The sequence below is a fragment of the Protofrankia sp. CiP1_Cm_nod4 genome, from assembly GCF_982290645.1.
On record NZ_CEVIVC010000062.1, the window covers coordinates 18,393 to 28,363 of the forward strand.

Below are 9,971 nucleotides of genomic sequence, written 5' to 3' on the forward strand. Positions count from 1 at the left end.
CGTCCACCGGGCCCGCCGGCTCCGCGCCGGTCGCCGAGACCTCGGTCGCCGAGGGCACGGCCGCCGAGACGAAGCCGGCCGGCACCACCCGCCGGGCCACCGGGGCCACCCGGGCGGCGGCCACCCCCGCCCCGCGCGCGCCCGGCACCTCCGACACCGCCCCGAAGCGGACAACGGCGGCCCGACGGCCACGCACGGCAGCGGCCACCGGCGATACCGGCAAGACCAGCGGGGATGCCGCTGCGAAGACCGGCCGCTCCACCCGGACCACCGCTGCCAGCAACGGGGCCACCGCCCACAACCCGCCGGATGACACCTCGTCATCAACGAAGTAACAACAGAACAGTATCCAGCGACCACGTCACAGTCACGACACTGGAGGTAGCAATGGCCACCATCCGAACCAGCGCCGACAAGTCGGGCGACACCGTCGAGGCCTCGGCCGACGTCAAGATCCCGCTGTCGGAGGTCCGCAAGCCCCTGTACGCCTATGTGGGTGCCGCGGACGCCGCGGTGGAGAAGATCCGGAGCATCCCCACCGTCTACGTCGGCGAGATCAAGAAGCTTTCCAGCCGGGTCAACGACCTCTCCACCCAGGCCCAGCGGCTCCCCGGCAACGTGCAGACCGCTGTCACCTCCCTGCCCTCGTCGGTGAGTGCCCAGCTTTCCGACCTTCAGGGACGTGCGAGCACGCTCTACAGCAACTTCGCCGACCGCGGCGAGAAGCGCGTTACCCGCATCCGCCAGAGCCCGACGACCGAGGATGCCGTGACCCGGACCCGTAACGTGGTCAACCGGGCCAAGGCCGTGCGCTCCTCGGCCGACCAGGCGCCGAAGGCGACGAAGACGACGAAGTCCTCGGACAGCGCCAAGGAGAACAGCGGCTCCGAGAGCGCGAAGTCCAAGTAGCCCGACCGGCCGAATGGCCGGACAGGCGAACGGTCGAATGGCCGGTCGTGCCCCGGCCATTCGACCGCCTCACGACGGCAACTGCGCCACCACTCGAAAAAAACAACCAGACGCCACCGGCCCGGTCCTGTGATCATGACGGGCGGCGAATCCCGGTACCTGACGCCCGGGGTTCATGGTATGTCGTGTTGTACTGACGATATGAGATATCGCCCACTGGGATCTTCCGGCCTACTGGTATCCGTCGTCGGCCTCGGCTGCAACAACTTCGGCTCACGGGTCGACCTCGAGGGCACCCGGGCCGTCGTCACGGCCGCGCTCGACAACGGCATCACCCTGTTCGACACGGCGGACACATATGGCAACAAGGGTGGTTCGGAGACCCTGCTCGGCCATATCCTGCGGACCCGGCGCGACGAAGTGGTCCTCGCCACCAAGTTCGGTAACGACATGGGTGGGGTGTACGGGCCCGACTTCAACGCCCGCGCCTCGCGCCGGTACATCCGCAAGGCCGTGGAAGGCTCGCTGCGCCGGCTGCAGACCGACTATATAGATCTTTTCCAGCTGCACAGCCCGGACGCGTTCACCCCGGTCGAGGAGACGCTGGCCGCTCTCGACGAGATAGTGCGCGAGGGCAAGGTCCGCTACGTGGGTTCGTCGAACCTCGCGGCCTGGCAGGTCGCCGACGCCGAGTGGACCGCGCGCGCCTCCGGCACGACCCGCTTCATCTCGGCCCAGAACCACTACAACCTGCTGGAGCGGAGCATCGAGGCCGAACTTGTCCCGGCCGCGCAGAAGTACGGCATCGGCATTCTGCCGTACTTCCCGCTCGCGAGCGGCATCCTCACCGGCAAGTACTTCCGGGACGAGCAGCCCCCGCCCGGCACCCGGCTGGCCGGCCGCCAGGACGAGCTCACCGACGAGGTCTTCGACCAGGTCGAGGCCCTGGAGACCTTCGCCCGGGAACGCGGCCGCTCGCTGCTGGACGTGGCGATCGGCGGCCTGGCCGCGCAGCCCGCGGTAGCCTCCGTGATCGCCGGGGCGACGACGGCGGAGCAGGTTCGGGCGAACGTCGCGGCCGGCGAGTGGCAGCCTCGCGCCGACGACCTCACTGTCCTCGACAAGATCGCTCCGTCCCGGCGGCCGGGCGCCTGAGCGGCGGGCCGCTCCACCGCTCACCCGTCCACCGCTCACCCACCGGGTCCGTCGCTGCCGCCAGGGGCGGTGCCCGCGGTGCCGGCGGTGGCAGCGTCCGCGTCCGTCCGTACCGGCGGCCAGGCAAAGGTGACCTCGCCCAGCCGCCATCGCGGACGGCTGCCCCGTACGGGCCAGCCGTCCGCCCGCAGGGACTCGACCGCGGCTGTCCAGCGCTGCCGCGGCCCGAACACGGCCCGCGGCGCGCTGCGCCGCCAGGCGTCGTCGAACGCGGCCAGCAGCGCGTGCACGTCCTCGCCGGGGACGTTGTGGGCGATCAACGACTTGGGCAGCCGTTCGGCCAGCTCGGACGGACGCGCGAGGCTCGGCAGGTGCGCGGCCAGGGTGAGCGTGCTGCCCTGGCGCCACGGCCACGGCGTCCCGGCGGGCGGCCCGGGGCCCGTGAGCGGGCCGGCTGCCGTGGGCCGTCCGCGCCTGGCGGGCGGCCCGGATGCTGCGGCGGGCGCTGTGGCGGGCGCCGACGGCATCGGCGTCCCTGCCGGGCGCTCGGCAGCGAACCAGCAGGCACGCCGGCCGATCTCGTCGCAGGTGCCCTCGACCAGCAGGCCGCCGGGTGCGATGCGCTCGAGCATCGCCGCCCAGGCCGGGGCGACCGCCGCCTCCTCGTACTGGCGCAGCACGTTCATCGCGCGGACCAGCACCGGGCGCAGCCCGGCGAACTCGAAGCCGCCACGGGCGAAAACCAGCCCCGGTGGGCGCGCGGCCGGGGCCGCCGCGGCGACCCGCTCCCGGTCGATCTCCAGCCCGACGACCCGGACGTCGGGCCGCAGGGGCCGCAGCCGCTGGTAGAGCTCCACCGTGGTGACCGGCGACGAGCCGTACCCGAGATCGACGACAAGCGGGCCGGCGGTGGCACGTAACCGGGCCGCCTGTGTCCCGACGATCCAGCGGTCGACCCGGCGCAGGCGGTTGGGAGCGGTCGTCCCACGGGTGGCGAGCCCCAGCGCTCTGGCGCGGCCCGCGGCCAGCCGCGGCTCGCGGCGGCCGGTGGGGGAGGTACCTGACACGCGTCCACGATCGCAGAACCGGCTCGGCCGCCCCTGTCGCGGGCATCCGGAGCCGGATGCGGAAAAAACCGGTGAATCTCACCTGTCACCCAATCGCCGGTTCGCCGCGCCGCTGGCAGGATGAGTCCGGGTGTCCGTCAGAAGAGAGCCCATGACGGACCGCGACGGCGGATGCCGGCAGGACAGGGCCGGCGAACCTGATGGCGGTATCCGGTTACGGGCCGCAACCTCGGTTGCCTGTCGTTGTTGAGAGGCAGCCGTGGATGCGGCCGTCCGGCGCCGGACGGCCACGCCCGGGGCGGCTGATGCCGGGCATGCGGCCCCTGGATCGGTTGTTCGCAGGACCGGGCTGTCCGATGGTCGGTGAGTCCGGATGGTGTGGAGGTGGTTGGTGCGTCGGGTCCGGTCGGGCTTCCCTCGTCGGGTCGCCATGCTGTCGATGCACACGTCACCGCTGGAGCAGCCGGGTACCGGCGACGCCGGCGGCATGAACGTGTACGTGGTGGAGCTGTCCCGGCAGCTGGCCCTGCTCGGCACCGAAGTGGAGATCTTCACCCGCGCCACCAGCAGCAGGATGCCGCCGAAGGTCACCCTCACGCCGGGGGTCACGGTACGTCATGTCGCCGCCGGGCCGTTCGAGGACGTCGGCAGGGAGGACATGCCCGCCTGGCTGTGCGCCTTCACCGCGGCCGTGCTGCGGGTCGAGGCCGCGCACGAGCCCGGCTGGTTCGACGTCATCCACTCGCACTACTGGCTTTCCGGCCAGGCCGGGCTCGCGGTCGCGAGCAGGTGGGCCGTCCCGCTGGTACACACCGCCCACACGCTGGCGAAGGTGAAGAACGGCGCGCTCGCCGACGGCGACCGCCCTGACCCACCGCACCGCATCGCCGGCGAGCAGGACGTCGTCGACCGCTCGAACCTGCTGATCGCGTCCACCGAGGACGAGCGGCGCCACCTGGTCGATCTCTACGGCGCCGCCCCCGAGCTGGTCGACGTGGTGGCGCCCGGCGTCGACCTGGAGGTGTTCCGCCCCGGGGACATGGCGGCGGCACGCGGCCGTGTCGGTGTCCCGCCAGACGCGCTGCTGCTGCTGTTCGTGGGGCGTATCCAGCCGCTGAAGGCGCCCGACATGCTGCTGCGCGCCACCGCGCACCTGCTGGCGCGTGAACCGGCGCTGCGTGACCGCCTGGTCGTCGCGGTGGTCGGCGGTCCCAGCGGATCCGGCCTGGACCGTCCGGACTCGCTCGTGAAACTCGCGGCCGAGCTCGGCATCTCCGACATCGTCCGGTTGCAGCCCCCGGTGCCGCAGCCGGAGCTCGCCGACTGGTACCGGGCCGCGAGCGTGGCCGTGGTGCCCAGCCACAGCGAGAGTTTCGGCCTGGTCGCGCTGGAGGCCCAGGCCTGTGGGACGCCGGTCGTCGCGGCCGCGGTCGGCGGGCTGCGGACGGCGGTCCAGCACGACGTCTCCGGCATCCTGGTGGCGGAACGCGACCCGGCCGCCTATGCCGACGCCCTGGCCCAGGTGGTCGGCCAGCCACGCCGGCGCCGGCGCCTGGCCGCCGGGGCGGTCGGGCGGGCAGGGGAGTTCGGCTGGTCCGTGACGGCACGCGGCGTTCTCACCGGTTACCGTAACGCTGCGACACCGGTTACCGTCCCGGCAACGGCCTGACGCCGCGCGGCCGGCTGCGGCCGGCTGCGGCCTGGAAAGTCTCCGGTGGCCACGGCAGCGATCCAGATGAGGATCATGGTGGAGGTGGGAACCGGTGTCAGTACCTGTCGACAGTGCCGAACGGGCACGCCTCGGCCGCCTGATCGACGACGCCCTGGCGGAGCTGGGCCTGCCCTACGAACGGGTGACCGAGGACTCGTTCCTCGTCACCCTGGAGGGCGAGCACCGGCTGCGGACGATGACCTGGCTGGTGGTGGGGGACCACACGCTGCTCATCGAGGCGTTCTTCATGCGCCGGCCCGCCGAGAACGAGGCGGGCACGTACGCGTTCCTGCTCGGGCGCAACGCGAGGACCTACGGCGTGCACTTCTCGGTGGATCTCGCCGGCGACGTCTACCTGACCGGCCAGCTTCCGCTCACGGCGGTCACCGCCGACGAGATCGACCGGCTGCTCGGGTGCACCCGCACCTATTCGGACGAGAACTTCGATCCGGCGGTCGCTCTCGGGTTCGCCGGCGCCATCGCGCGGGAGAAGGCCTGGCGCGCCCGGGTCGCCGCCGAGGAGGCCTCCCGGATGCGCGCCTGACCTGGCCGGCATCCGACGGCCCGGCCCGAACGCGCGGCCGGCTCGGCCACCTGGCCCGGCCGGGCCGGCCAGCCCGAGTTCGCACCGCTCGGACGCGCCGAACGGGCCGAACGGGCCGAACGGGCCGTGCAGGCGGCAGTCAGCCAGCGGCCGGTGCCCGCTGGAGCCGGGCGGACAGGTGCGACTGCAACGGTTTGCCCTCGGCCGCCATGTCGATGGCGTAGGCAAGATCACCTTCGACGAAGCCGTACAGCCGCTGGGAGCGGTCCACCCGGCGCGCGGTGGCCGTCCTGATCACAACGTTGGAACGCAGCTCCACCCGCGTCCCGGCGACGTCCCCGACGTAGATCTCGCTGATCCCGAAGGGATGGGCGAGCATGACCTCCACGGTGGGCGGCCCGTCGCCCTCCGCGGGCTGCACCCGCCAGAAACCGGTCTCGGTCGCCAGCGGGCTGCCCTCGCTGCGCCCGTCCCGGGGCTCACCGACCCACCAGGTGTGGGACGTGTAGGACAGGGCGGGACGCCCGGTGCTGAAAAAGACGATCTCCTGGCCGTAGCGGAAGGCGTCCATCCCCTCGTAGCCGCCGACGCCCTCGCCCCGCCAGGTGCCCAGCAGGAAGGCGATCGGCAGCAGGCTCGGGTGCAGGTCGATCACCGGCCCGGGCCGCACGGTCACGTCCACCCGCCGACGGCGTGCCCGGGTACGGACATGGGTACGGGCACGACCGGGACGCTCAACGCTGACCCGAGTACAGCTTGTACACCGCGTACACGGAGAACCACCCGATGAGCACCGCTACAAAGATCAACAAAGCGGTGAAAAATATTTCCAGCACGGGACCAGTTTAGCCGTGAGCGCACCCTTCCCGCCCCGCTGGCGGTGGCTGTGTGACATCGGCCAAGCCGCCTGGCCCCGCGGAGCGGGGCCTTCCGGTACCGGCGGGCGGGCCCCGCGGCGGTGCGCGCCGGGCCTGTCCGGGCGGCCGCGTCCCACCACGGCAGCCGCCCGGCACGGCACGGGCCGGGCCGGGCCACCGGTACGGGCCGGGCCAACCGGTACGGACCATCCGGTACAGACTGACAGCCATGACAGCCTCACTGGTCATCAAGGCCACCGCGGGCGCGGACGCGCCGGAACGGTGCTCACAGGCGTTCACGGTCGCCGCGGTCGGGCTCGCCAGCGGCGCGGACGTCTCCCTGTGGCTCACCGGCGAGTCGGCCTGGTTCGCCCTGCCCGGGCGTGCCGCCGAGTTCGCGCTGCCCGAGTCGGCCCCACTGACCGGGCTGCTGGACGCCGTCCTGGCCGGCGGACGCGTGACCCTGTGCACGCAGTGCGCGGCGCGGCGGTCCATCGGCCCCGACGACGTGCTCCCCGGGATACGCATCGCCGGCGCGGCGGTCTTCGTCTCCGAGGTGCTCGCCGACGGGGCGCGGGCTCTCGTCTACTGACGGCCGTCCGGTACGTCCCGCGCTCCGCGGGCGTCCGCGGGACTGTGAGTAGCCGGTCGGCAGGACCGTGCGTGGCGCCGTACGCAAGCTCCGCAACCGCTCTCGCGGCAGCGGACCACGCACGGCACACGACACGGCTCCTTCACGGCGCCGGGAGGATGCGGTTTGGTGGTTGTGTGATGCACGAATCCGAGGTCCTGTACGCAGTTGTCCAGTTCGACGGTACCGCGCAGCGGACGGTCCGGCGTGTCGTCGCACCATTTCCGGACCGGAGCTCCGCCGCGCTGTTCGCGGTCGACAACGACCTGCGCAACTACACCGTCGGCCCGATGTCGTTCGCCGTACCCACCCGGGCCGTACCCGTGTGCCACGGCGTTCCCACGCCCCGGGCCGGCGGTTCCTGAGCGTCGCGAATCCACCCCCGTACCGGAACACCGTCCGCAGCACACGGAGATGGGCCTTTTCAGGAGGTCCGGAATTTCTCCGGATCCCGAAAAGGCCCATCCGGGACGGGTCGGGAAACCAGCGAGGCCCCAGGCCCCGCCCTGTGGAATTCCCCGGTTCCCTAGGCCGCGACCTCGATCTCGGCGTCGACGGGCTCACCCTGGCGGGCGACGACCTTCCGCTCGCCGGACGCGCCCGGGACGAGCGCCCGGACGGTCCACGAGCCGGGCCGGGCGAAGAAACGGAACTGCCCGGTCGCCGACAGCGGAACCTCCGCGGTGAAGTCGCCGCTCTCGTCGAGCAGCCGGGCATAACCCGAAGCGACCGGTGAACCATCCTTCAGTACGACGCCCTGGATGACAGTTTCCTTTGCCACGTCAATTCCTTCCAGCGAGGGTCCGCCACGGGGCGCGCCACACATGGTCTCAGGCGTCCTTCTCGATCGGGACGCCGACCAGTGAACCGTACTCGGTCCAGGACCCGTCGTAGTTCTTGACGTTCGGCAGGTCCAGCAGCTCGTGGAGAGCGAACCAGGTGTGGGCCGAGCGCTCGCCGATGCGGCAGTAGGCGATGGTGTCCTTGCCCAGGTCCACCCCGGCCTGCGCGTACAGGGCGGTCAGTTCCTCGTTCGACTTGAAGGTGCCGTCCTCGTTCGCGGTCTTCGCCCAGGGGATGTTCCTCGCGGTGGGGATGTGCCCGGCGCGCTGCGACTGCTCCTGGGGAAGGTGGGCCGGGGCGAGCAGCCGGCCGGCGAACTCGTCGGGCGACCGGACATCGACCAGGTTCCTCGTGCCGATCGCGGCGACGACCTCGTCCCGGAAGGCCCGGATGTCGGTGCGGGCGTCCTTGGCGACGTACTGGGCCGCCGGCCGGTCCGGGAGCTCCTCGGTCAGCTCGCGGCTGTCGAGCTCCCACTTCTTCCGGCCGCCGTCGAGCAGCCGGACCTCGCCGTGCCCGTACAGCTTGAAATACCAGTAGGCGTAGGCGGCGAACCAGTTGTTGTTGCCACCGTAGAGAACGACGGTGTCGTCGTTCGCGATGCCCTTGCCGGACAGCAGCTTCTCGAACTGCTCCTTGTTGACGAAGTCGCGGATGACCGGGTCCTGCAGCTCCGACTTCCAGTCGAGCCGGACCGCGCCGCGGATGTGCCCCTTGTCATATGCGGAGACATCCTCGTCGACCTCGACCAGGACAACCTTGGGATCACTCAGATGTGCGTCGACCCAGGCGGCATCGACAAGCGCGTTGGCGCGACTCATGCTTGCGCTCCTTTCACAGAACGTATGGCGAGATATATCTGGCAACCGAGGCAGAAGCCGATCGAGGCATTCAGGAACGCCGCGACGAACGCGAACGCCGTGGCCACGTACCCCAACGCGGCGACGTCGGCAAGAAAACCGGCCGTGCCCAGCACGCCGAACACCGCCCCGACCGCCTGCGCGAAACGCGGTGGCCGCTCGTCCTCCAGCTCGGCGGGTGGCCCCAGCCGAGGCTGGACCAGCGTGCGGTACAGCACCCCGTACGGAGCACGACGGACACCGATCAGCGCACCTGTCAGAAATACCACGGTCTGCGCGAGGAGCAACCAGCCATTCGCGGTCAGCAACACGACCGCGAGGACAGCGCTGGTGACCGCCGCACTGAACCTGGGACCTCTTGGGTCGACCACGAGCTCATCTCCTGACAGGCGAGTCCGCCGACGGCGGACGGCATCAACGCACAGATCAGGAAAATGGACACAGCGAGCTACGTACACGGCACAGATCGACCGTGCGGCGCCGGACGAGCTCAGTGGAGAACATAACCCCCTGACCGTAGCAGTGAACATGAGGGATGTGTTATCGATCCGACGGCCAATCAGGCCGGTCGGACACATCGATCATGGTATTGTCCGCTGCCGCGGCCGGATCCCGCCCGCGCGGCTCACCGACCGCCAGTTCCAGCGCCGCCAGAACGGCCGCCCGCCCCGGTGGGGCGCCGCTGGCCCGGCAGACCTCGCGAGCCCGCGCGTCAAGGACGAGGACGGTCGGCGTACGCCGAATCCGCAGCCGCCGGACCAGCTCGAGGTGGGATTCCGCGTCGACCTCCACATGCCGCACGCCCGGTACGCCGCTCGCGACGTCCGCGAGGATCCGCCTGGTCGCCCGGCAGGGCGCGCAGAAAGCGGTGGAGAACTGCACCAACGTGGCCCGCGCCCCGGGGGCCACCCCGAGCGCGACGAGTTCGGCGTCCACCGCGGCCAGCGAACCCGCCTCGTCCGGGCGGATCCCGTCCGGGCCTGCATCCTCCGGGCCTGCATCCTCCGGACGGGCCGGGCCGTGTGGGGCGGCCGGAGCTTCGTCGCCGTCCGTCACCTTGTTCTCCCCGTCGTTGTTCTCCCCGTCGCTCACGTCGCCGCCGCCGCTCACGTCGCCGCCGACCGGCTGGGCCGCGGCGGTCGCGATGGCATCCGCCACGGCCCCGTCAGGTACGACCGGCGCCGCCGGTGCCGACGGGCCCGGACGGACCACCCGGAACCGCCCGTCCCGCAGCCGGACAAGCACAGCCAGCCCGACAGCGCATCCAACAGCGGCCACCAGCACCCACAAACCGGTCACGCCAGGGAGCAGCGCATCCACCCATCCACCTCATTCCCCCACCGCGCACCGGCGATGGTGCCGGCGACGTGGGAGCGGGCGTAGGGGTGAACTGC

12 protein-coding genes and 1 pseudogene are annotated in these 9,971 nt (G+C 71.5%); 7 read left to right on the top strand and 6 right to left on the bottom strand.

What is annotated here, in order from left to right; all coding sequences use genetic code 11:
• The 3 genes and pseudogenes from AC5LSR_RS13505 to AC5LSR_RS13515 form a co-directional block, all read left to right on the top strand.
• Positions 1-335 (top strand): annotated as a pseudogene (locus tag AC5LSR_RS13505) (hypothetical protein); the annotation flags it as partial.
• Positions 336-387: 52 nt separating this feature from the next.
• Positions 388-909 carry a hypothetical protein gene (locus AC5LSR_RS13510; RefSeq protein ID WP_250281957.1) on the top strand — a complete coding sequence of 174 codons (522 nt, stop codon included), beginning with the start codon at positions 388-390 and terminating at the stop codon, positions 907-909.
• A 201-nt stretch (positions 910-1,110) separates the two neighbouring features.
• Positions 1,111-2,064, top strand: coding sequence for an aldo/keto reductase (locus tag AC5LSR_RS13515; protein WP_250281956.1), 954 nt, complete (start codon positions 1,111-1,113; stop codon positions 2,062-2,064).
• 35 nt (positions 2,065-2,099) lie between these two features.
• Here the strand turns inward: AC5LSR_RS13515 and AC5LSR_RS13520 are convergent, their stop codons facing one another.
• Entirely contained in the window at positions 2,100-3,131 is a 1,032-nt protein-coding gene (locus tag AC5LSR_RS13520; RefSeq protein ID WP_493468523.1) for a class I SAM-dependent methyltransferase, read from the bottom strand.
• Positions 3,132-3,504: 373 nt separating this feature from the next.
• Here AC5LSR_RS13520 and mshA point away from each other — a divergent pair, with 373 nt between their 5' ends.
• Together mshA and AC5LSR_RS13530 are read left to right on the top strand one after the other, a co-directional pair.
• Complete coding sequence (mshA, locus tag AC5LSR_RS13525) at positions 3,505-4,800, top strand: D-inositol-3-phosphate glycosyltransferase (protein ID WP_250292606.1); 1,296 nt, start codon at positions 3,505-3,507, stop codon at positions 4,798-4,800.
• A 94-nt stretch (positions 4,801-4,894) separates the two neighbouring features.
• Positions 4,895-5,386: a type III secretion system chaperone family protein gene (locus AC5LSR_RS13530; protein ID WP_250286451.1), complete on the top strand. Its 492-nt coding sequence runs from the start codon at positions 4,895-4,897 to the stop codon at positions 5,384-5,386.
• A gap of 139 nt (positions 5,387-5,525) precedes the next feature.
• On the opposite strand, the gene AC5LSR_RS13535 is transcribed toward AC5LSR_RS13530, so the two are convergent.
• The gene (locus tag AC5LSR_RS13535; protein WP_250286455.1) at positions 5,526-6,056 is read right to left on the bottom strand and encodes a heme-binding beta-barrel domain-containing protein; all 531 of its coding nucleotides are present in this window, start codon (positions 6,054-6,056) and stop codon (positions 5,526-5,528) included.
• 416 nt (positions 6,057-6,472) lie between these two features.
• On the opposite strand from AC5LSR_RS13535, the gene AC5LSR_RS13540 reads away from it, so the two are divergent.
• Together AC5LSR_RS13540 and AC5LSR_RS13545 are read left to right on the top strand one after the other, a co-directional pair.
• Positions 6,473-6,835, top strand: coding sequence for a DsrE family protein (locus tag AC5LSR_RS13540; RefSeq protein WP_250286450.1), 363 nt, complete (start codon positions 6,473-6,475; stop codon positions 6,833-6,835).
• A gap of 179 nt (positions 6,836-7,014) precedes the next feature.
• Positions 7,015-7,239: a hypothetical protein gene (locus tag AC5LSR_RS13545; RefSeq protein WP_250286453.1), complete on the top strand. Its 225-nt coding sequence runs from the start codon at positions 7,015-7,017 to the stop codon at positions 7,237-7,239.
• Positions 7,240-7,400: 161 nt separating this feature from the next.
• Here AC5LSR_RS13545 and AC5LSR_RS13550 read toward each other — a convergent pair whose 3' ends face one another.
• From AC5LSR_RS13550 to AC5LSR_RS13565, 4 genes are all read right to left on the bottom strand, one after another.
• Positions 7,401-7,700: a DUF1416 domain-containing protein gene (locus AC5LSR_RS13550; RefSeq protein WP_445548558.1), complete on the bottom strand. Its 300-nt coding sequence runs from the start codon at positions 7,698-7,700 to the stop codon at positions 7,401-7,403.
• Between the two features lie 4 nt (positions 7,701-7,704).
• The gene (locus tag AC5LSR_RS13555; protein ID WP_250286447.1) at positions 7,705-8,538 is read right to left on the bottom strand and encodes a sulfurtransferase; all 834 of its coding nucleotides are present in this window, start codon (positions 8,536-8,538) and stop codon (positions 7,705-7,707) included.
• Positions 8,535-8,948: a DUF4395 domain-containing protein gene (locus tag AC5LSR_RS13560; RefSeq protein WP_250286445.1), complete on the bottom strand. Its 414-nt coding sequence runs from the start codon at positions 8,946-8,948 to the stop codon at positions 8,535-8,537. The genes AC5LSR_RS13555 and AC5LSR_RS13560 overlap by 4 nt, the downstream gene beginning before the upstream one ends.
• Before the next feature lie 169 nt (positions 8,949-9,117).
• Positions 9,118-9,897: a thioredoxin family protein gene (locus tag AC5LSR_RS13565; protein WP_250286443.1), complete on the bottom strand. Its 780-nt coding sequence runs from the start codon at positions 9,895-9,897 to the stop codon at positions 9,118-9,120.
• Between the last annotated feature and the right edge of the window lie 74 nt (positions 9,898-9,971).